General features: G+C 69.2%; 23 protein-coding genes. 16 read left to right on the top strand and 7 right to left on the bottom strand.

The features are described 5' to 3' along the window. Positions 1-241: 241 nt before the first annotated feature. Positions 242-805, top strand: a complete 564-nt coding sequence (locus ACFRMN_RS06205) for a GNAT family N-acetyltransferase (protein WP_383014033.1) — start codon at positions 242-244, stop codon at positions 803-805. Between the two features lie 69 nt (positions 806-874). Here ACFRMN_RS06205 and ACFRMN_RS06200 read toward each other — a convergent pair whose 3' ends face one another. Further along, positions 875-1,525, bottom strand: a complete 651-nt coding sequence (locus ACFRMN_RS06200; RefSeq protein ID WP_383014030.1) for a glycerophosphodiester phosphodiesterase — start codon at positions 1,523-1,525, stop codon at positions 875-877. Positions 1,526-1,825: 300 nt separating this feature from the next. Between ACFRMN_RS06200 and ACFRMN_RS06195 the strand changes: the two genes are divergently transcribed. Beyond that, complete coding sequence (locus ACFRMN_RS06195) at positions 1,826-3,244, top strand: DUF6421 family protein (protein WP_383014027.1); 1,419 nt, start codon at positions 1,826-1,828, stop codon at positions 3,242-3,244. A 133-nt stretch (positions 3,245-3,377) separates the two neighbouring features. Here ACFRMN_RS06195 and ACFRMN_RS06190 read toward each other — a convergent pair whose 3' ends face one another. From ACFRMN_RS06190 to ACFRMN_RS06175, 4 genes are all read right to left on the bottom strand, one after another. Then, positions 3,378-4,508: a methyltransferase domain-containing protein gene (locus tag ACFRMN_RS06190; protein ID WP_383014024.1), complete on the bottom strand. Its 1,131-nt coding sequence runs from the start codon at positions 4,506-4,508 to the stop codon at positions 3,378-3,380. Further along, the gene (gene tgmB, locus ACFRMN_RS06185) at positions 4,483-5,463 is read right to left on the bottom strand and encodes an ATP-grasp ribosomal peptide maturase (RefSeq protein WP_383014021.1); all 981 of its coding nucleotides are present in this window, start codon (positions 5,461-5,463) and stop codon (positions 4,483-4,485) included. Before tgmB ends, ACFRMN_RS06190 begins: the two co-directional genes overlap by 26 nt. Positions 5,464-5,495: 32 nt before the next feature. Further along, positions 5,496-5,732, bottom strand: coding sequence for a putative ATP-grasp-modified RiPP (gene tgmA, locus ACFRMN_RS06180; protein ID WP_383014018.1), 237 nt, complete (start codon positions 5,730-5,732; stop codon positions 5,496-5,498). 401 nt (positions 5,733-6,133) lie between these two features. After that, positions 6,134-6,520: a hypothetical protein gene (locus ACFRMN_RS06175; protein WP_383014015.1), complete on the bottom strand. Its 387-nt coding sequence runs from the start codon at positions 6,518-6,520 to the stop codon at positions 6,134-6,136. A gap of 161 nt (positions 6,521-6,681) precedes the next feature. Between ACFRMN_RS06175 and ACFRMN_RS06170 the strand changes: the two genes are divergently transcribed. The 8 genes from ACFRMN_RS06170 (at position 6,682) to ACFRMN_RS06135 (ending at position 12,768) form a co-directional block, all read left to right on the top strand. Beyond that, on the top strand, positions 6,682-7,950 hold the full coding sequence (locus tag ACFRMN_RS06170; protein ID WP_383014012.1) for an XRE family transcriptional regulator: 1,269 nt from the start codon (positions 6,682-6,684) through the stop codon (positions 7,948-7,950). Next, complete coding sequence (locus tag ACFRMN_RS06165; RefSeq protein ID WP_383014009.1) at positions 7,941-8,444, top strand: GNAT family N-acetyltransferase; 504 nt, start codon at positions 7,941-7,943, stop codon at positions 8,442-8,444. The genes ACFRMN_RS06170 and ACFRMN_RS06165 overlap by 10 nt, the downstream gene beginning before the upstream one ends. A 371-nt stretch (positions 8,445-8,815) precedes the next feature. Then, the gene (locus ACFRMN_RS06160) at positions 8,816-9,166 is read left to right on the top strand and encodes a hypothetical protein (protein WP_383014007.1); all 351 of its coding nucleotides are present in this window, start codon (positions 8,816-8,818) and stop codon (positions 9,164-9,166) included. A 19-nt stretch (positions 9,167-9,185) separates the two neighbouring features. Continuing rightward, complete coding sequence (locus tag ACFRMN_RS06155) at positions 9,186-9,368, top strand: hypothetical protein (RefSeq protein ID WP_383014005.1); 183 nt, start codon at positions 9,186-9,188, stop codon at positions 9,366-9,368. A gap of 167 nt (positions 9,369-9,535) precedes the next feature. Next, positions 9,536-10,297: an SDR family NAD(P)-dependent oxidoreductase gene (locus tag ACFRMN_RS06150; RefSeq protein WP_383014002.1), complete on the top strand. Its 762-nt coding sequence runs from the start codon at positions 9,536-9,538 to the stop codon at positions 10,295-10,297. Continuing rightward, a complete protein-coding gene (locus tag ACFRMN_RS06145; RefSeq protein ID WP_383013999.1) occupies positions 10,276-11,364 on the top strand; it encodes a threonine aldolase family protein in 1,089 nt (362 codons plus the stop codon). Before ACFRMN_RS06150 ends, ACFRMN_RS06145 begins: the two co-directional genes overlap by 22 nt. Before the next feature lie 77 nt (positions 11,365-11,441). Continuing rightward, positions 11,442-12,041, top strand: coding sequence for a transglutaminase domain-containing protein (locus ACFRMN_RS06140; protein ID WP_383013997.1), 600 nt, complete (start codon positions 11,442-11,444; stop codon positions 12,039-12,041). A 34-nt stretch (positions 12,042-12,075) separates the two neighbouring features. Continuing rightward, positions 12,076-12,768, top strand: coding sequence for a B3/4 domain-containing protein (locus ACFRMN_RS06135; RefSeq protein WP_383013994.1), 693 nt, complete (start codon positions 12,076-12,078; stop codon positions 12,766-12,768). A 97-nt stretch (positions 12,769-12,865) separates the two neighbouring features. Here the strand turns inward: ACFRMN_RS06135 and ACFRMN_RS06130 are convergent, their stop codons facing one another. Beyond that, entirely contained in the window at positions 12,866-13,594 is a 729-nt protein-coding gene (locus ACFRMN_RS06130; RefSeq protein WP_249948869.1) for a 1-acyl-sn-glycerol-3-phosphate acyltransferase, read from the bottom strand. 307 nt (positions 13,595-13,901) lie between these two features. On the opposite strand from ACFRMN_RS06130, the gene ACFRMN_RS06125 reads away from it, so the two are divergent. The 5 genes from ACFRMN_RS06125 (at position 13,902) to ACFRMN_RS06105 (ending at position 18,454) form a co-directional block, all read left to right on the top strand. Beyond that, positions 13,902-14,300, top strand: coding sequence for a TlpA family protein disulfide reductase (locus tag ACFRMN_RS06125; RefSeq protein ID WP_383014536.1), 399 nt, complete (start codon positions 13,902-13,904; stop codon positions 14,298-14,300). A gap of 195 nt (positions 14,301-14,495) precedes the next feature. Further along, complete coding sequence (locus ACFRMN_RS06120) at positions 14,496-15,002, top strand: flavin reductase family protein (RefSeq protein ID WP_383013991.1); 507 nt, start codon at positions 14,496-14,498, stop codon at positions 15,000-15,002. Between the two features lie 199 nt (positions 15,003-15,201). Then, positions 15,202-15,987 carry an electron transfer flavoprotein subunit beta/FixA family protein gene (locus ACFRMN_RS06115; RefSeq protein WP_383013988.1) on the top strand — a complete coding sequence of 262 codons (786 nt, stop codon included), beginning with the start codon at positions 15,202-15,204 and terminating at the stop codon, positions 15,985-15,987. Between the two features lie 64 nt (positions 15,988-16,051). After that, positions 16,052-17,014, top strand: coding sequence for an electron transfer flavoprotein subunit alpha/FixB family protein (locus ACFRMN_RS06110; protein ID WP_383013985.1), 963 nt, complete (start codon positions 16,052-16,054; stop codon positions 17,012-17,014). Positions 17,015-17,155: 141 nt separating this feature from the next. Further along, on the top strand, positions 17,156-18,454 hold the full coding sequence (locus tag ACFRMN_RS06105; RefSeq protein ID WP_383013982.1) for a DUF6986 family protein: 1,299 nt from the start codon (positions 17,156-17,158) through the stop codon (positions 18,452-18,454). 124 nt (positions 18,455-18,578) lie between these two features. On the opposite strand, the gene ACFRMN_RS06100 is transcribed toward ACFRMN_RS06105, so the two are convergent. Further along, a complete protein-coding gene (locus tag ACFRMN_RS06100; RefSeq protein ID WP_383014534.1) occupies positions 18,579-19,571 on the bottom strand; it encodes a LacI family DNA-binding transcriptional regulator in 993 nt (330 codons plus the stop codon). A 255-nt stretch (positions 19,572-19,826) separates the two neighbouring features. Between ACFRMN_RS06100 and ACFRMN_RS06095 the strand changes: the two genes are divergently transcribed. Beyond that, the gene (locus tag ACFRMN_RS06095) at positions 19,827-20,786 is read left to right on the top strand and encodes an ROK family protein (protein ID WP_383013979.1); all 960 of its coding nucleotides are present in this window, start codon (positions 19,827-19,829) and stop codon (positions 20,784-20,786) included. Positions 20,787-20,819 lie beyond the last annotated feature (33 nt).

Genomic DNA, 20,819 nt, shown 5'->3' with positions numbered 1-20,819 from the left:
TGAGGGCGTGGGAGGTGCCCCCTCCGCGTCGCCTTCCTCCTCCGCCTTGCCGGGCTTGCCCCTCGCCCCGCTCCTTCCTCCACCCCACCTATCTGCGCGGCCTCTTACTCGTCCAGGGCCTGTCCAGGTCTCCGCGGCTCCTCGCGCTAGGCTGCGGAGACCAGTGCCGCAGCCAGGACAGCCGTAGCCGGGACAGCCCTGGCCAGGAACCCCGCAGCCAGGACAGAGGAGATCGCGCACCATGGACGCCGCCAGCCACCCCAACGCCCCGCACCGGACCGGCGAACCGGTCTACCGGGACGCCACGGCGGCCGATACCGACGCGCTCGTCGCCCTCATAGAGTCGGCGTACCGGGGGGACAGCAGCCGTACGGGCTGGACCACCGAGGCGGACATCCTGGCGGGGCAGCGAACCGACCCGCGAGGGGTGCTCGAAGTGATCGAGTCACCCGGCAGCCGGCTGCTGGCCGTCGAGCGGGACGGCGAACTGGTCGCCTGCTGCCAGCTCGAACACCGCGGGGACGCCGCCTACTTCGGAATGTTCGCCGTATCGCCCGGCGCGCAGGGCTCCGGCCTGGGCAAGCAGGTCATGGCGGCGGCGGAGCGCGTCGCGGGCGAGACCTGGGGCGTACGGGAGATGCACATGACCGTGATCACGGTCCGGGAGGAACTGATCGCCTGGTACGAGCGGCGCGGCTACCGCCGTACGGGAAAGCTGTACCCCTTCCCGTACGGCGACGAGCGCTTCGGTATCCCGCAGCGGGACGACCTGGAGTTCGAACTGCTGGTCAAGCGGCTCGGCTGAAACGCCGGTACGGGCCCGGAGAGCCGCGGGCGGCATCGCCGCGCGGCCTTTGCCGGGCCCCGCGCGGGTTCAGGCGGTGAACCGGCCCGTGCGCCGGATCTCCGGGAAGTCGGTGGTCACCGCCCCGAGCTGGAACGCCCGCGCCAGCCGCAGCTGGTCCTGGGTGTTCACCACCCAGCCGATGATCCCCAGCCCCTCCGCGTGCGCGCGCTCCACGGTCTCCAGGGTCAGTCTCCGGATGTTCAGAGCCAGCCTGGCGGCGCCCACCGCCCCGGCCCGGTCCACGATGTCGGCGCCCCAGCGGCTGGCGATCAGTACGGTACGCACGCCCGGCACCAGCGAGGCGATCTCGGCGACCGCCTCGTCATGGAACGACGACACCTCGACGCGCTCCACGAGCCCGCGCCGGAGCATCACCTCCGCCAGCGCGCGGGCCGCGGCCCTGTCCTTGATCTCGGCCTGGAGCGGCGACCGTACGGCGTCCAGCACCTCCTCGAAGACCGGGACGCGCTCGCCCCTCCCCGCGTCCAGCTCCCGCAGCTCGGCGAGGGTCCGGTCGGCGATCGCGCCCGTTCCGTCGGTCGTACGGTCCACGTCCGTGTCATGCATGACGGCGAGGGCGCCGTCCTTGGTCAGATGGAGGTCCAGTTCGATGGCGTCCATGCCCGCGCGCTCGGCATGCAGAAAGGAGCGAAGGGTGTTCTCCGGTTCGACACCCATCACTCCACGATGACCGATGGTCTGGAAAGTCAAGACGATCTCGCTTCCGTCGACGGCGGCTCCCGCGCGCAGCCTAATGGCCGGGCCCCTGCCTGGGACCCGGCCGCGCGCCAAGGAGTCCGGAGGCCGGTCGAAGCCCGCGGCGCTACGCTGGTTACGAGTGTCCAACCCCTGGATCACGGGAAAAATGACGGTGACCATGGGGGGTGCGCAGGATAATTTGTGCCAGTGCCGCTTGTAAGGGAGAACTGAAGGCCTATACGGTGTCTTGACGCCAAGTTCTCCCGTGGAGGAAGTGACATGACGGAAATCCTTGCGCAGGACGCCGCCGTACCCGGCATATCGAGCGCTGCCCGGGTGGTCGATCACCCGGCCTGGCGGGAGCTCAAGAACGCCGTCGAGGAGATCCGGCCCTGGCAGTCCAAGGACGGCTCGATCGACTTCGACGCCGAGGGCGCCCCGGCGCGCTCGCTCGTCGAGGTGACGATCGACCGGGTGATCGCCGCGGTCGAGCGGCTTTCCCCGCTCCTCCCGCATGATTCCGCGTACCACACGGCGCTCGTCGCCGATCTGCGCAAATGGGCCGACGGTGCCTTCGACGTCCCCGACTTCCTGGACTCCCTGCTGGCCTTCCAGCCCGCCGCGGACCGGGTGGACGGCCTCCAGCACCTCGCCGTCTTCCCCATGTACACGCAGAACGGCAACCCCGACCGCAATCTCGAAGCGGTCGTGCTGCGCATGGTCTGGCCCGAGTGGCTGGCCGAACTGGAGCGCACGCGCTACGACAATCCGCTCTTCTGCGGCATCACCTTCGAGGACTTCACCTCCGGCTACGACACCAACTCCGCGGTGTTCTTCCCCGAGACCATCGCCGTACGCGAGGCTCCGGAGCGGTTCAGCTGGGGCGGGATCTTCTGCGACCGCGAGGCCGCCCGGTTCCGCCGGGTCATCGACGCGGCCGTCCGTACGCTCGGCGTCGAACTGCCCGACGACATCAGCGCGATGGTCGCCGATCAGGACCGCTGCCAGCAGGCGTTCGTCCTCTGGGACATGATCCACGACCGCACGCACAGCCATGGCGACCTGCCGTTCGACCCCTTCATGATCAAGCAGCGCCAGCCGTTCTGGATGTACGGCCTTGAGGAGCTGCGCTGCGACCTCACCGCGTTCCGGGAGGCCGTACGGCTGGAGGCGGACGGGGTCGCGCAGGGCCGTGACGTCCAGTACGCCGTCCTCTTCGACCGGATGTTCCGATTCCCGGTCACCGGCGCGCGGGTACGCAACTACGACGGACTCGGCGGCCAGCTGCTGTTCGCCTATCTCCACCAGCACGATGTGGTGCGCTGGACGGACAACACCCTGCGCATCGACTGGGAGCGGGCCCCGCGGATCACCAACCAGCTCTGCGCGGAGATCGAGGACCTCTACCGGGCCGGCATCGACCGCCCCAAGCTGGTCCACTGGTTCGCCGCGTACGAACTGGTCTCGACGTATCTCGCCCCGCACCCCGGCTCGCGCTGGGCCAAGGGCCCCGACGCCCTCGATCTCACCCAGCCGCCTCGTAAGCTGGTCGACGATGTGCTTCCGGATGAGTTTCCGCTCAGCATGTTCTACGAGGCGCTTTCCAAGAAGCTCAAGAACGTGATCGCCTCCACCAAGGGGATTCGCGCGTCCGCTTCAGGTTTCGAGTTCGAGATCGCCGAAGTTCAGAAGTCCTGATCGGTGAACCGGGGCCCCGCCGCCAGGCGGGGGCCTTCGTGCCCGAGGAACGGTTGAACGCTTAATGAAAGCGCTCAAGGGTGGCCAAGGGTGAACGAGGGCGTACGGGATGTGATCCTGCAGTCGCGTTGCTTCAGGACGCTTGAAGCGCTCCCACCTCGTTCGCGGGCTCATCGAGCCAGAGAGCATGCGCCCCAGCCTCGTCGACTGTCAGGCCGTAGCGGTCAACGCTGGGGCGGCCGGCATTCGCCCAGTGGGTGAGAAGGGGTTCACGTTCGGCCCAGAGGTCGCGCGGGCCTCCGTGTTCGAGGCGTGCCGTCCGGACATCGAGCAGGGTGATGCGGGCCCAGGACGACGTGTCCGGCTCCCAGAGACAGCGCGTCTCCTGGCCGCTGTCGTTCTTCAGGATGATGGTCTTGACGGTGGGGTGCGCGAGAGAGGGGAGGAACTGCGCCATCTCGGCTCCGAGCCCCACGGGAAGGGTGATCTCGCGCGAACTGCCGACCGGCGTGATCAGCAGCTCGGTGAGTTCCTGAGGTGTGGAGCCGGCGCCGTCTGTGTCCGGCCGGGCCCCCATGAAGGCCGCCAGATCGGGGAGGAACCGGCCCTCTGCGCGTCGGTCTCGGTCGAGCGTCAGGCGGGCGATGCCGTAGCCCACGTTCGCGACGATGACGCCGCCCGGACGGATCTGCTCCCGCCATGAGTCGGGGATGCGGCCAACACCGCATGTGGCCAGCAGCCTGTCGTACGGGGCGTGCTCGGCACAGCCGGCCATGCCGTCCCCGGCGATCAGCTTGGGGATGTAGCCGGCCTTTCCGAGTCGATTCTGCGCCGCGCTCACAAGGCCAGGGTCGACATCCACCGATACGACTCGATCGCTGCCGAGGCGGTGCGCCAGTAGAGCGGCGTTGTATCCGGTACCGACCCCGATCTCCAGAACGTGACTGTCATCCGCCACATCCAGAGCTTCGAGCATGGTGGCCATGAGCGAGGGGCGCGTCGATGAGCTGGTGGCGGTGCCGGAGGCGTCGAACTGTGTCAGGAGTGACGCATCCCGGTAAGCCGCCGTGAGCCAGCCCGGGTCTGCCTGGTCGTACTCGTGCAAGCTGCCCTGGACTCGTACGGTGAACCTGGGCACGAACACGTGCCGGGGGACGCTGGCGAAGGCGTCAATCCAGCGTTCGGAGCGCAGGGCCTCCGAGGCTGTGAGCTGGTCTGTCATCATGCGGCGCAGTTCGTCAGCGGACGGTGCGGCGATGGTCATGGGTGCCTTCCAGTAGGTCAGCCAGTGCGTGGGTGATGGGGGTGCGGAGTTCCGGGACGAAGGCCCACTGCCCGTTCGGATTCACGTCGATCAGATGCCAGTCCCCGCCGTGACTAACGAGAAAGTCCCTGGCGGCGTAATGGAGGTCGAAAACGCCCATCAGCTTGCGGACGCACGCGGCGACCTTGTACGGGACGTCGCAGGGCTCGTACGTGTGGCTGTCGTAGTCGGTGCGGATGTCGATGCGTGCGGCCTCTGACGAGCTATGGATCTTGGCCGCGAAGAGCTGATCGGCCACGACCGTCAGGCGGATGTCGTACGCCTTGGGAATCCACTCCTGGAACTGGTGGGCGGTGAGGCTGACAGCGTCCGTGATCTCGGAGGCGTGAACCTTGGTGGTCCACAGTGCGTACGGTTCGCCGTCGATGCCGCTGGGGGCCTGGGTGCCGAGGGCCTTGTACGCGGCAACCCGGCCGGGCAGCTTTTCGAGGAATGCCTTGGCCTCGGCCGGGTCGTTGGTGATCAGCGTCTCGGGGATGGCCAGCCCGCACCGAGCTGCCGTCGCGAGGGCAACGGGCTTGACGCCTGCGGCGGCGTTCCTCCGGGGGTGGTTCAGCCATGTGCATTCCAGCGTTGTGAGCAAGCCGCCGAGGCCGGCGCGGGCCTCGGCGGCTGCCCACTCCGCGTCCTGCCCCGACGGATCGAGGTGGAAGCGGTACTCCGTTGGACGCCGGTAGTAGACGGAACGAACGTGACCGAGGTCCAAGTCCCGGTGCTCACCGCGTAAGCCGCCACCCCAAGCGCTTTGCTGGGGGCCGATGCGCGCTGCCATGATCAGGCTCTCGGGGAAGTCTCCGGGATCGAGACGGTGAACAGGCACACCGCGCTCGTTGAGTTCCGCGATCACCAGATCAGCAGTCGCATCTTTCGGACCGGTCAGCACCAGGACAGTCATCGGTCAATCCCTCCGCTCCGTCAGCCGATTGATCAGTCCGTGTCGGTGCCCTTCTCCTCGTCGAGTTGGCTGTCCTCGGTGGTCTGGGCCACTGTCTCGAACGAGGACTTCATCGACGGGGCGTGGATGAACGGCTCGCCACCGTCCACGGTCACGCTGATCTGCCGTTCCGGGCAGAGCTTCAGGGCCGGGTACACACCCGCGTCGGGACGTACGGGAACGGCTTTGGTCAGCCCGAACGGGCGTTCCGTGACCTGGCTGGCAGTCATTGAGCACTCCTTCTTCTCGTGAGACCTGGCTGTTCTGCCCGGCGTCCGAACCGGACTCCGGTTTGGACACCGGGGCCTTGCTCACCCGCGCCCGAGGCCCGCTGTCAGGCATTCGGTCCGGGAGTCGTTGTTTTCCTACGTGCTGGCGGAGTCCGTCTGACCCGCTCCCGCCGTTCGACCTGTCCTTCTTCACGGGGTGGCAGAACGGCGGGAGCGAGCGTTCGGCCCGCCTCCCCAACTCAACGGAGCGGGGGTCCAGGTCAATCGCGAACAATTCGGGGGGCGTGCGACGTGCGCGAACCCATTCCTCGTAGCTCACCATCCCAGCCACACCGCCAGTACGAGGGCGCAGCCGAGAGCACCAACGGTCGTCACGTAGACGGTCTGTTCCGCGCGCGGGCTCACCGGTCGGCCCTCTCGATTTGCATCTTCCTGGCGCGGTCCACCTGCCGGAGCCGGTAGGCGGCGGCAGTTGTTCGGGTGGCCAGGGCCAAGCTCCGCATGTACTCGTACGCGAAGCCGGGAGGCGTCGCCTCGGTGGGGCGGGCATTGTCCCCGAGCAGTTCTCGGGCCTCTTTGAGCATCGCCCGCGACTGGGCAGTCTCGACGTCCCAGACTTCGTCATCGATCAGCGTGGCCAAGTGACCGCACAGCTTCAGTGTCGTGATGTCCGTCCACTCCCGCTCGGGAAGCGAGATACGGAGTTCGAGTGCCTGCCTCACCGTCTGCGAGATCGTCGTCAAGTCGACCGCGTACGGCTGAGGAGTGGGGGTGCTCTGTTTCGTCATGCCGCCGGTTCCCTCCGTGGCCCTTGCTGTCTGGCGATGCTTAGTCAACGGCGGATGAGGTATCCGGGACAGGTGAAGCAGGCGGCGTGGGCACCGCACAACCCCGGTGATTTTTACCTTCCCTCCGTGTCCCCGAGGTCGCCCAGAGCTACCGTGGGGACATGTCCCAGATGAACCGGCAGCTTGCAGACCGGATTGCGGAACTCGGCTTCAGTCAGGCCGAGTTAGCACGTCAGGTCAATCTTGAGATTGAACTTCTCACGGCGAAGCCGGGCAACGTCACTGACTCGGATGTGCGCCGATGGCTGCGAGGCAAGACAAAGTGGCCGCAGGATCGCATCAGGCTGTGTCTGGAACGGGTTCTCTCCGCACGTGCCGAAGATCTGGGGTTCGTGCCCCGCAAGAAGAGCAGTGCACCACTGGAGGAAGATCCTGTGCACCGTCGTACGTTCCTCTCCGCAGCGAGCGGTTCGGTCTTGGCTATTGGGACATCGGGTGTCAGCAACCATGGACGACTGGGCACCAAGCTCGGTGTCAATGACGTCCGGCGCTTCCATCAGGATTACGTGGCCATCCTTCGGCGTGACGACGCGGGACGGGGCGCTCGGAAGGTGGAGAACCTGGCGGTGGAACTGGCTTCTCGAATTCAGTCCGCCCTAGCGGTGTCCACCGCCTCAACTCGCGTACAGGACATGCTTTATAGGCTCGCCGCGGAGGTCATCAGCTCGGCCGCCTTCGCCTCGATCGACGCGAGCGCACCTCGGCGGGCACGAGCACATCTCAGCCAGGCCCTGACCTTCGCTGGTCTCTCCCGGGACAGTGAGGCGATGTATCACGTCTGGGACCACATGACGCTGACATCCAGCCAGCGGGAGAATCACGCTGAAGCTGTCGCTGGCGCAGAGGTCCTGAAGCGCTCGTCAATCGCACGGCGAGACCCGCTGTACGCCTCTCTCGGGCACTTGCGCACCGCCAACGGACTAGCGCGCCTGCGGCGGCGGACCGAGGCCCTGCGCGCTCTCAGGGATGCGGAGCGGTCCTTTGGCCGCACTGCCGACGAACAGCGCCCCGAGTGGATCAGGTTCTATGACAACAGTGAGCTTGACGCCCTGTCCTCGTTCACATGGACGGCGCTCGGGGATCACGGGCGCGCCGAATACTGCCTGCACCGCACCCTTGCGGCCATCCCGGAAGGGAGGGTCCGCAATCGAGCCTTGTATACCGCCCACTTGGCCCTGGCTCAGGCCAGGCAAGAGGATTTGGAGCTCGCCTGCGCAACGAGCCGGCGGGCGTACATGATGCTGCCTCCGTTGTCCGGATCACGACGCACGACCAACACTCTGGCCGCGACGCGCAAGGTGCTCGTAGCCTCGGGGTCGAAGGCCCCTGAGGTCGCCGAGTGGGTTGAGGAGTCCGGCCAATGGATCTGAAGCACTACACACACGCCGACGCGCGGCATGTACGTTCTTTGCTATTGGACATCCACGATGAGGCATACGCCGATGACCCGACCCCGTTCAACTCGCGTGAGCGCTTCTCCTATTTCGTTGATCTCTGGTCGGCACGGGAAGACTGGCATTGCGTCTCGGGCTGGGAAGAGGGTGGCCCGGTTGGCTATGCCTACGGTTCGAAGTTCAAGCCGGGCGGGTGGTGGAAGGGGCACCGGCGTCCCTCTGCCCTTAGAGGCTCCGTGTTTGCTTTGTCCGAACTCATGGTTGTTCCCAAGTGGCGCGGCACTGGACGGGCACACCAGATCCACGACGAGCTGCTCGAATCAGTGTCGGCCGACGTGGTTACCCTCCTGGTGGACACTGAGCACCCCAAAGTCCAGGACCTGTATGAGCGCTGGAGCTACAGCAAGGAAGGCGAGGCGAAGTCCTCCGACGATTCCCCGCTGTATGCCGTCATGGTCCGAAAGCTGTAAATGGCCGCCACTGAGCCTTCGGTCATGAACCTGCCGCCTGAGACTTGCGAGCTGCCCTTGAGCGGCGTTTGCTGCTTAGCCCGCTTCTTGGCCGCCTTGGTGTAGGCCGATCTCGTCGTAGCCCCAGTCGAGGCCGTACCGGAGGAGGGACGTGGCCCTTCGGCATGTCGGCTTCGGGGGCGAGCCCGTTCTTCTCTTCGTGCCGTATGCCGCGTCCTGGTCGCAGACGGCGGGGAGGATCTTCTCGATGACCGCCCGGTTGTAGCCACGCACCCTCCGGACCTCCTACAGCAACCACCTGCTCTCGGGCCACCTGATCAGCGCCTGCGGCCACAGCCGGTACGGCGTGGCCCGCTCCGAGCAGGGGCGACGTGGTCTACCGCTGCTCGAACTCGGCCACGACCAAGGAAGGGCACGCCTGCCGAAGCATTCCCGGCGAGGTGACCGAAGGGCTGGTCAGGGGCGAGGTGGCCGAGCTCCTGACGGACCCCGACGCGATCAAGGCGCTCGTAGACGAGTGGCTGGGCGGCATCCCCGACGGTGCCGAGTCCTACCGGACCCGCTTGCGGGAGATCGACGGCAAGCTGAACCGCCTGCGGAACACACGACGCAAGAAGATCGCGATGCTGGCTGCGTCCCTCGACGAGGCCGACCAGGGTCTCCCGCGAGCAGTGGGCGCGGGTCGAAGGCATCCTGGCAGGAGAGGGCAATCCCAAGCCTGACGACCGGGGATGCTTTGACATGCTGCTGGAGAAGCTGCGCAACGACGCTGGGTGGCACGACTACGACCGCGACGAGCGTATCGGCGGCAAGGGCTGGGCCGTCGTCCACCGCGTAGCTCGCCGCTGGTTCACCTCCGGCCTGTACGCCGAGGCTCTGGAGGCGTACGGCCCGCACGAGGGGGTGCCCGCGCCCGATGGCTAGACTCTGCCTCCCATGAAGATTTACGGCGTGAACGAAGATTTGGTGGAGGATAAAGTGAAAACTGAAGCGGGCGGGCAAATTACTTCCACCAAGGGGATCACCGCCAACGACACCGGGCGAGCGGCCGCGTGAGCCCTCGCGAGCGAGAGGCGACGGAGGCCACGGCCATGAACGGAAGCGGTGCCACCAACGGCGCACTGGACGGTGCCGTGGTCGCGGTGGCCGGAGCGGCGGGGCCCGCGGGCCGGGCCGCCCTGCTGCGGCTCGCGGAGGCCGGCGCCACGGTCGTCGGCGCGGACGCGGACGCCACCCGGCTGGCCGAGGCGGTCGACGCCGCGCGGTACGCGCACGGCGGAGCCACGGTCACCGGCGACACCGTCGATCTGCTCGATCTCGCCGCCACCCGCGCCTGGGCGGACAAGACCGAGAAGGAGTTCGGCCGGATCGACGGACTGGTCCATCTCGTCGGCGGCTGGCGCGGCAGCGCCTCCTTCGCCGAGACCGATCTCGCCGACTGGGAGCTGCTGGAGAAGCTGCTGATCCGCACCGTCCAGCACACCTCCCTCGCCTTCGAGGGCGGACTGCTGCGCAGCGATCGCGGACGCTTCGTGCTGGTCAGCGCGGCGGGCGCGACGAAGCCCAGCGCGGGCAACGCCGCCTACGCCGCCGCCAAGGCCGCCGCCGAGGCATGGACGCTGGCCCTCGGCGACGCCTTCCGCAAGGCGGGGGGCGAGGAAGGTCCCCGGGCCGCGGCTGCCATTGTGGTCATCAAGGCACTGGTGCACGACGCGATGCGCGCCGAGCGCCCGAATGCGAAGTTCGCGGGCTTCACGGACGTCACGGACCTGGCCGAGGCCATCGCCGGAGTCTGGGACCGGCCCGCCCGGGAAGTGAATGGAAACCGCCTGTGGCTGACTCCCGAGCCGTGAGGTCCCGTACGACGGACGCGCGCCGGCACCACGACCCCGACGTACGCGGCTTCGCCAGCGACAACTACGCGGGCGCGCACCCCGAGGTCCTGGCGGCGCTCGCCCTCGCCAACGGCGGCCATCAGATCTCCTATGGGGAGGACGACTACACCGGTCACCTCCAGCGCGTCATGCACAGCCACTTCGGCCCGACGGCGGAGGCCTTTCCGGTCTTCAACGGCACCGGCGCCAATGTGGTCGCGCTCCAGGCGCTCACCGACCGGTGGGGCGCGGTCATCTGCGCCGAGACCGCGCATATCAACGTGGACGAGGGCGGCGCCCCCGAGCGGGTCGCCGGCCTCAAGCTGCTGACCGTACCGACTCCGGACGGCAAGCTCACGCCCGAGCTGATCGACCGGCAGGCGTACGGCTGGGACGACGAGCACCGGGCCATGCCGCAGGTCGTGTCGATCGCCCAGAACACCGAACTGGGCACGGTCTACACGCCCGACGAGATCCGCGCCATCTGCGCGCACGCTCATGAGCGGGGTATGAAGGTCCATCTCGACGGGGCGCGGATATCCAACGCCGCCGCGTCGCTGGACGTACCGATGCGGACGTTCACCAACACCGTCGGTGTGGACGTCCTCTCCTACGGCGGCACGAAGAACGGGATGCTCTTCGGCGAGGCCGTCGTCGTCCTCGACCCGGACGCCGCACGGGCCATGAAGCATCTGCGCAAGCTCTCCATGCAGCTCGCGTCCAAGATGCGGTTCGTCTCGGTGCAGTTGGAGGCACTTCTCGCGGGCGATCTGTGGCTGCGCAACGCCCGGCACAGCAACGCGATGGCCCAGCGGCTCGCGGAGGGCGTGCGCGCGGTGGACGGAGTGGAGATCCTTCACCCGGTCCAGGCCAACGCCGTCTTCGCGCGGCTGCCGCACGAGGTCAGCACCCGCCTCCAGCGCCGGTTCCGGTTCTACTTCTGGGACGAGAAGGCCGGGGACGTCCGCTGGATGTGCTCCTTCGACACGACGGAGGACGACGTCGACGCCTTCGTGCAGGCGCTCAAGGAAGAGATGGCGCGATAGCGCGGGCGTTTGCATAGATATGTGACCGGCCGGAAAACCATTGGATTCCGGCCGGTCCTGTCCCTAGAGTGGCCGCTATGCGGCTGATCCAGCAGAACCCCGATCTCTCCGCCTACCTGGCGGCCGATGAGGTCATCGACCATGTCCATCCGCTGATACGGGAGACGGCCGCCCGGCTCCGTGCCGATAGCGCGGACGCATACTCATACGCGAGGGCCGCGTACGAGTTCGTCCGTGACATGGTCCCGCACTCGGCCGACGCGGAGGACCCGCGCGTCACTTGGCGCGCTTCGGACGTTCTCGCGCTGCGCACCGGCATCTGTTACGCCAAGGCCCATGCCCTGGCCGCGCTGCTGCGGGCACAGTCCATCCCGACAGCCCTGTGCTACCAGAGGCTCGCCGACGACGACGGAACCAACGCGGTCCTTCACGGGCTTGTCGCGGTCCGGCTGCCGGGCCAGGAATCCTGGGCCCGGCAGGATCCGCGCGGCAACAAGCCGGGGATCGATGCCCAGTTCTCGCTGGAGGGCGAGCGGCTGGCCTGGACCGTCCGCCCGGAGTGCAATGAGGTAGACTATCCAGTGCTTTATGATGCACCACATCCGGTCGTTCTGAGTGCGCTGAGAGCCGCCCCCGACCGGCACCGCCTCTGGCGGACGCTGCCCACCGCCCTCTGACCGCCACTCCGAAAGCACCGAGGCACAGCAGACCATGACCCTGACGCTCACCGTGTCGGACGAGGTGCGCACCCTCGCGCCCGGCTTCACCCATCTCGCCGTCGAGGCCCACGGGCTGGTCAACGGCCCCAGCGACGCGGACAGTTCGGCCCTGCTGGACGACGCGGCCCGCAGGCTCGCCGACCGGCTGGACGGCCGCGCCCCGCACGAGGACGCGCATCTGGCCGCCTGGCGCGCGGCGTACACCGCGTTCGGGGCCAAGCCCTCCCGTACCCGTAACTCCGCGGAGGCACTGGCCAAGCGCGCCCTGTCCGACGCCGGGCTGCCGCGGATCAATCTGCTGGTCGACCTCTACAACGCCATCAGCGTCGCCCATCTGATCCCCGTCGGCGGCGAGGACACCGACCGGATCGTCGGCGGCATGCGGCTCGTGCGCGCCACGGGCGAGGAGCCGTTCGCGACGGTCGCCGGCGGCGAGACGACGGTGGAGCGTCCCGAGCCGGGCGAGGTCGTCTGGTGCGACGACGAAGGTGTCACCTGCCGTCGGTGGAACTGGCGTCAGGGCGTGCGTACCCGGCTCACCGAAGAGTCGGTGAACGCGGTCTTCCTGCTGGAGAGCCTGGCCCCCATGACCCGCGACGCGCTCGACGCCGCGGGTGCCGAACTCGCCGAATCGCTGGAGAAGCTGAGCCCCGGGGCGCGGATCACGGTCCACGCGGCGGGGTGACCGGCCCGGCCGTGCCCCTGCCCTCTCCTACAGGAGGGCGGGCCCCGGCCGGGGCGGAGACGTTCCGGTCAGGAGAGACGTTTCAGCGTGCCTCGGCTCAGCCGGTCTCCGCCGTACGGGCCTCCGCGGGGGTGGGCGCGGTCCCGCCGAGGTGCGCGGGCACCCACCAGGTGTCGGCCGCGTCCCTGGGCCGTACCGGATAGGCGCGCTGCGCGGCCTCCAGCATCTCCTGCACCCGCTCGCGCAGCCGCCGCGTGATCGCTCCCGCGTACTGGTCCGCCGCCGCCTCGATCTGCTCACCGACCCGGATCGTCACCGGGATATGGCTGCGCTTGAAGTTGCGCGGCCGGCCCTTGGTCCACATTCGCTGGGTGCCCCACAACGCCATCGGGATCAGCGGCACCCCGGCCTCCTGCGCCAGCCTGGCCGCGCCCGACTTGAAGCTCTTGAGCGTGAAGGACTGCGAGATGGTCGCCTCGGGGAACACGCCGACGATCTCGCCGGAGCGCAGCGAGTCCAGCGCGTGCGCGTACGCCTGCTCGCCCTGCTTGCGGTCCACCGGGATGTGCTTCATGCCGCGCATGAGGGGGCCGGAGACCTTGTGCCGGAAGACCGACTCCTTGGCCATGAAACGCACCAGACGCTTCTGCGGGAGCGCCGCGAGCCCCGTGAAGATGAAGTCCAGATAGCTGATGTGGTTACTGACGAGCACGGCGCCACCGGTGCGCGGGATGTGCTCGGAACCCTGAGTGTCGATCTTCAGGTCCAGCGCCTTGAACATCGTGCGGGCGGCGCCGATGACCGGCCGATAGACGAGCTCTGCCATCAGGTGAGGACCCTTCTGTTCCGGGGAGGGTTCTCCCGGCGGAAGTTACGCAGCCGTAGGTTTTCGGCATTGCGCCGATGGTGCCCCATACGCGGCCCCGTGGCCAGTCCTGGTCTGTGCGTCCGGCGAGATTCTTGTCACGTCGACGTCATATCACCGCAGCACAGCCGTGGTGTGCCGGACCAACAGGTACATCTCGCACCCCGGCCGCGCGGGGGGCCGCGGAATATTTCGCGGTTGTGTGAACGCTGCATCCGTCGATGACGACGACAGGGCTCGTGGCGACAGGGCTCGCGGTGCGCGCGCGGTGCTCGCGGCGGAGGGCACGTCCGGAGCGCCGTGCGGGCGCGGCGACGGGAGGCTGAAAGTGCGGGGGAGCGAAGACGGGAAGCGGCTGGGCCCTGTTCTGGGCGCGGCCGAGCTGGGCGCCGAACTGGGGGAGCGGGCCACGCTCGTCCAGTTCTCCACCGCGTTCTGCCAGCCCTGCCGGGCCACCCGGCGCGTCCTCGCCGAAGTGGCGGGGATGGTCGACGGCGTCTCCCATGTGGAGCTGGACGCCGAGGACCGGCTGGAGCTGGTGCGCCGGCTGGGCATCCTCAGGACCCCCACGGTGCTGGTACTGGACGCCGGGGGCCACGTCGTACGGAGGGCCGCCGGCCGGCCGCGCACAGTGGACGTGATCGCCGCGCTGGGTGAGGCGGTGTGACGCCGGGGCGTGACGCGGGTGCGGAGGATACGTACTTGACCGCGCCCGCCACCTGTCGTCACGCTGACGAGGTGCCCCAAGAACTCCTTCTCTACGGGCGGGTCCATGTGGACCTGGCCCGCAACGCGAGCGCGCGCTGTCCGGCTGTCTGAGCAGCCACGGCCCCGTTCGTCACTCCCGAAGAAGGACAACTCCATGACGGCCACACCCGATCTCTCCACTCCCCAACTGGCCTCTCCCGACCTGCTCCGCTCCGTGTTCCGGCAGCACGCCGCGGGTGTCGCGGTCATCACGGCACAGGGGGAGGGCCCGGTCGGATTCACCGCCACCTCCCTCAACTCGGCAGCCGCCGAGCCCCCGTTGATCTCCTTCGGCGTGGGCACCTCCTCCTCCAGCTGGCCGGTCCTCGCTGAGGCCGCCCATGTCGGCGTGCACATACTCGGCGAGCACCAGAGGGAGCTGGCGGCCACGTTCGCGCGCAGCGGAGCCGACCGGTTCGGGCCGCCCACCTCCTGGCGGACCGGCCCCGAGGGGGTACCGGTGCTCGACGGCGTAGTGGCCTGGCTGGTCTGCCGCGTCATCGCCCGGGTCCCCGCCGGGGACCACCGGCTGGTGATCGCCCAGGCCGTCGTCGGCGACCCCGCGGGCGGCGGCCGGCCGCTCCTCTACCACCAGGGACGCTTCAACGCGCTGCGCGACTGAGGGTTCCCCGCTCCGGCTCTCCCACCGCGTTGGCAAGGTCACAGTTCCAAGCGCTTGCTCAGTGGGAATACTCTGGGTGTACTGGCGAGTAATATTTACTCCGGTGCGCCGGTCTCCCCGACCGGAAACCGCCCGATAAGGCGCCTATGCTGCGTGCAACAAGGCAGCCCAGAAATGACGATGCAGTAGGAGAGCCGGCGTGAGCTTGAGGATCGTTGTCTGTGTGAAGTACGTGCCCGACGCCACCGGCGACCGGCACTTCGCCGATGACCTGACCGTCGACCGCGACGACGTGGACGGTCTGCTGTCGGAGCTCGACGAGTACGCGGTCGAGCAGGCACTGCAGATCGCCGACGAGGCGGACGACGCCGAGATCACCGTGCTGACCGTCGGCCCCGAGGACGCCAAGGACGCGCTCCGCAAGGCGCTCTCCATGGGTGCCCACAAGGCCGTCCACGTCGAGGACGACGACCTGCACGGCACGGACGTCATCGGCACCTCCCTGGTCCTCGCCAAGGCCATCGAGAAGACCGGTTACGACCTGGTCATCTGCGGTATGGCTTCCACCGACGGCACGATGGGCGTGCTGCCCGCGATCCTCTCCGAGCGGCTGGGCGTCCCGCAGGTCACGCTGCTCTCCGAGGTCGCGGTGGCGGACGGACTCGTCAAGGGCCGCCGCGACGGCGACACCGCGTCCGAGCGGCTGGAGGCCTCACTTCCGGCGGTCGTGTCCGTGACGGACCAGTCGGGCGAGGCGCGTTACCCGTCCTTCAAGGGCATCATGGCCGCGAAGAAGAAGCCGGTGCAGTCCTGGGACCTGGAGGACCTGGAGATCGACGCGGACGAGGTCGGTCTCGAAGGCGCCTGGACCGCGGTCGACTCGGCGGCGGAGCGTCCGGCCCGTACCGCGGGCACGATCGTCAAGGACGAGGGCGAGGGCGGCAAGCAACTGGCCGCCTTCCTCGCGGGCCAGAAGTTCATCTGAGCCCCGCCCGCAGACCGCCCCTCATCATCTTTCGATCTTTCGCAAGCAGGAGAGAAGAAGTCCCATGGCTGAAGTTCTCGTCTACGTCGACCACGTGGACGGTGCCGTCCGCAAGCCCACGCTGGAGCTGCTGACGCTGGCCCGCCGCCTCGGCGAGCCCGTCGCCGTCGCGCTCGGCCCCGGCGCCGGAAGCACCGCCCCCGCGCTCGCCGAGCACGGCGCGGTGAAGGTGCTCACCGCCGACGCCGCCGAGTTCGCCGACTACCTCGTCGTACCGAAGGTCGACGCGCTCCAGGCCGCCTATGACGCCGTCTCGCCGGCCGCGGTGCTGCTCCCGTCCTCCGCCGAGGCCAAGGAGATCGCCGCCAGGCTCGCGGTCCGTATCGGCTCCGGGATCATCACGGACGCCATCGACCTGGAGGCCGGCGACCAGGGACCGGTGGCGACGCAGTCGGTGTTCGCCGCCGCGTTCACCACCAGGACCCGGGTCTCCAAGGGCACCCCGGTCATCACCGTGAAGCCCAACTCGGCCCCGGTCGAGGCCGCTCCGGCCGCGGGCGCCGTCGAGGCCCTGGCGGTCTCCTTCTCCGAGAAGGCCACCGGTACGAAGGTCGTCTCCCGCACCCCGCGCGAGTCGACGGGACGCCCGGAGCTGACCGAGGCCGCGATCGTCGTCTCCGGCGGCCGTGGCGTCAACGGAGCCGAGAACTTCGCGATCATCGAGGCGCTCGCCGACTCCCTCGGCGCGGCCGTCGGGGCCTCCCGCGCCGCCGTCGACGCCGGCTGGTACCCGCACTCCAGCCAGGTCGGCCAGACCGGCAAGTCCGTCTCCCCGCAGCTGTACATCGCCTCCGGCATCTCCGGCGCCATCCAGCACCGCGCCGGCATGCAGACGTCCAAGACGATCGTGGCGATCAACAAGGACGCCGAGGCGCCGATCTTCGACCTCGTCGACTACGGGGTCGTCGGCGACCTCTTCGAAGTCGTCCCCCAGCTCACCGACGAGGTCAAGATCCGCAAGGGCTGACCCGCCGACGCTGTACGGACCCGGGGCCGCGTGGTGATCCTCACCGCGTGGCCCCGCGTCGTTGACGTGGTGCGAGCCTGCCGATTAACTTCATTCAACGGATTGTTGATTCCGCAGAGCGGAACATTGGAGGACGTGGGAATGGGGCAGCAGGAGAAGGTGGCCACGAGTCTCCCGGACGCGGTCGGCGCGGCCGTCGGTGCCTCCCTCGCGTCGGTCGACGCGGAGCTGGCCCGCCGCTACCCGGGCGACCCGGGCACCCGCCAGCCCGTCCATACCGTCTACGTACCCGGTGACGCCTTCGCCGCCGGCACCATCCGCTCCTGGGGCGACCAGGCGCTCGCCGCCCTCGACGAACACGCTCCGGACGCCGCCTCGCTGGCGCGGGTGCTCGGCCTCTCCGGTGAGCTGGCCGGACCGGTGTACGAGCGCGTACGGGACAAGCTGAGCCGCGAGCCCGTCGAAGACCTGCGCATCGACTTCGAGGACGGCTACGGTCCCCGCTCCGGCCACCAGGAGGACGAGGACGCCGCCCGCGCCGCCCGGCTCGTCCATGAGGCGTACCGGGACGGCACGGCCGCCCCGTACATGGGCATCCGGATGAAGTGTCTCGAAGCCGCCGTGCGCGACCGGGCGATCAGGACCCTCGATATCTTCCTGAGCGGACTGATGGAGGCGGGCGGCTTTCCCGAGGGGCTGGTTCTGACGCTCCCCAAGGTCACCTACGCCGAGCAGGTCGCCGCGATGGCGCGGCTCGCCGGGGAGTTCGAAAAGGCGCGTGGCCTGGACGCGGGCCGGATCGGGTTCGAGATCCAGATCGAGACCAGCCAGTCGATCCTCGCCGCCGACGGCACCGCCACCGTGGCCCGGATGATCGAGGCGGCCGGCGGCCGGGCCACCGGGCTGCACTACGGCACCTTCGACTACAGCGCCTGCGTCGGGGTCAGCGCCGCGTACCAGTCCAGCGACCACCCGGCCGCCGACCACGCCAAAGCGGTCATGCAGGTCGCCGCCGCCGGCACGGGCGTACGGGTCTGCGACGGCTCCACCAACGTCCTGCCGGTGGGGCCCACCGCACAGGTCCACGAGGCGTGGAAGCTTCACTACGGCCTCACCAGGCGCGCGCTCGCCCGCGCCTACTACCAGGGCTGGGACATGCACCCGGGCCAGCTGCCGACCCGCTACGCCGCCGTGTACGCCTTCTACCGCGAGGGCCTGGAGCAGGCCGCCGCCCGGCTGGCCGCCTATGCCGCCAGGGCGGGCGGCGATGTGATGGACGAGCCCGCCACCGCCAAGGCGCTCAGCGGCTATCTGCTGCGCGGACTCGACTGCGGCGCCCTCGACGGCGACGAGGTCGCCGGGCTCACCGGCCTGACCCGCGCCGATCTGGAGAGCTTCGCGATCCCGCGCCGCGCGGACCTGACGGTGACGGCTCCGTAGCGGGGCCGCCGTAGCCGCTCCCCGAGCCGGACCGGACCGGAAGGAGACTCAACGGCTGTCTCGGCCGTCTCGGGGAACGGGGAACGGGGGGCGGCGACAGGGCCCGGCTGTCGCTCTCGCGCTGCTACCCCTCCGCGGGCGGCGGGATCTCTCCCGAGCCGCGGGCGATCAGCCGCGTCGGCAGCACCACCTGTGACGGGGCGTCGGCCGCCCCGTCGAGGCGGTGGAAGAGCCGTTCCGCCGCCGTACGGCCCAGGGTCGCCGCGTCCTGCGCGATGACGGTTACGCCCGGGTCCAGCAGATCGGCGAGCTCGATGTCGTCGAAACCGACCAGGGCGACCGGCCGGTCGTGCGCGGCCAGTACCCGTACCACCGTCACCGTCACGCGGTTGTTGCCCGTGAAGATCGCGGTGACCGGCTCGGGCCCCGCGAGCATCGCGACAACCGCGTCACGCACCCGCTTCGGCGCGGTCGTGCCGAGCGAGACCCAGTCGTCGTGCAGGGCGAGCCCGGCGTCCGCCATCGCCGTGCGATAGCCGCGCAGCCGCTCGCTCGCCGTGTGGATCCGGGGCTGGTCGCCGATGAAGCCGATCCTGCGATGGCCGTGCGCGATCAGATGGGCGACCCCGGAGCGGGCGCCGCCGAAGCTGTCGGAGAGTACGGCGTCCGCGTCGATCCGGCCGGCCGGCCGGTCCACGAACACCGTCGCCACCCCGGCCTTGATCTCCGGCTCCAGATAGCGGTGGTCGTGCCCGGCGGGGATCACGATCAGCCCGTCCACCCGGCGCGCGCAGAGGGCCAGCACCAATTCCTGTTCGCGGTCCGGGTCCTCCGCGCTCGATCCGTTGATCAGCAGCGCGCCGTGGGCGCGGGCGACCTCCTCGACGGCGCGGTTCAGCGGCCCGTAGAAGGGGTCGGCGAGATCTTCCAGGACGAGTCCGATGCTGGCGGTTCGGCCCTTGCGCAGCACGCGCGCCGAGTCGTTGCGGCGAAAGCCGAGCGCGTCGATGGACTCCTGGACCCGGCGCTCGGTGTCGGGTGTGACACCCGGCTCCCCGTTGACCACCCGGGAGACCGTCTTGAGTCCTACTCCGGCACGTGCGGCCACATCCTTCATCGTGGGCCTGTTGCCGTAACGGGGCTCGGGGCGGCGGGTGTTGTCGGCCACAGTGCGCTGTCCTGTCGTCGTTGCGTCGGTGTTTCGGTGTTCATTCGCCGGTCGCTTTGCCGTGGGTTTGCCTGCCACGACCGTGGCGTCGAGCATAGGCCCTGGACAACGTTGTCAGGGGAATGGAGACTGTTCATCGAAGCCGCTGTTCCGTCCATCCCCCGTGTACGCGGGGATACCTCATCGCCGGGAGATCCCACACCGATGCATACCGACCCCGTCGCCTCACTCGACATCGGCGGCACCAAGATCGCCGGCGCGTTGGTGGACGGCAACGGCAGGATCCTCGTACGGGCACAACGTCCCACACCCGCGCGGGAGGACGGCGAGACGGTGATGCGCGCCGTCGAGGCGGTCCTCGCCGAAGTGTCCGCGTCCCCGCTCTGGGCATCGGCCACGGCGATAGGTATCGGCAGCGCGGGTCCCGTGGACGCCTCGGCCGGCACGGTCAGCCCGGTCAACGTCGCGGGCTGGCGCGGCTTTCCGCTGGTGGAGCGGGTGCGGCTGGCCACCGGCGGACTGCCGGTGACACTCGTCGGCGACGGCGTCGCCATCACCGCCGCGGAACACTGGCAGGGCGCCGCCCGCGGCTATGACAACGCGCTGTGCATGGTGGTCTCCACGGGGGTCGGCGGCGGGCTCGTCCTGAACGGGAAGCTCCACCCGGGACCCACCGGCAACGCCGGTCACATCGGCCACATCAGTGTGGACCTGGACGGCGATCTCTGCCCGTGCGGTGCCCGCGGCTGTGTGGAACGTATCGCCAGCGGCCCCAATATCGCCCGCAGGGCGCTGGAGGGCGGCTGGCGGCCGGGCCCCGACGGTGACACCTCCGCGGCCGCTGTGGCCGCCGCGGCGCGGGCCGGGCATCCGGTCGCGATCGCCTCCTTCGAGCGGGCCGCCCAGGCACTGGCCGCCGGGATCGCCGCGACCGCCACACTGGTCGAGATCCGTATCGCGGTGATCGGCGGTGGCGTGGCGAACGCGGGCGAGGTGCTGTTCGCACCGCTGCGCCGCTCGCTCCGGGACTACGCCTCGCTCTCCTTCGTCCAGGGCATCAAGATCGCCCCGGCGCTGACCGGGCGGGACGCGGGCCTCGTCGGTGCGGCGGCGGCCGCGGCGCTCGGCGGACGGGACGGAACGGCAGCCGCGGTCGGCGGCTGAGCGCCATGCGTCGCCGCCCGTGGCCGGCACGCC

Origin of the sequence: Streptomyces sp. NPDC056835, assembly GCF_042789485.1 — a bacterium.
Lineage (GTDB): Bacteria > Actinomycetota > Actinomycetes > Streptomycetales > Streptomycetaceae > Streptomyces.
The sequence above is the reverse complement of the archived record's forward strand: the minus strand, read 5'-3'. Positions and strand labels throughout refer to the sequence as shown.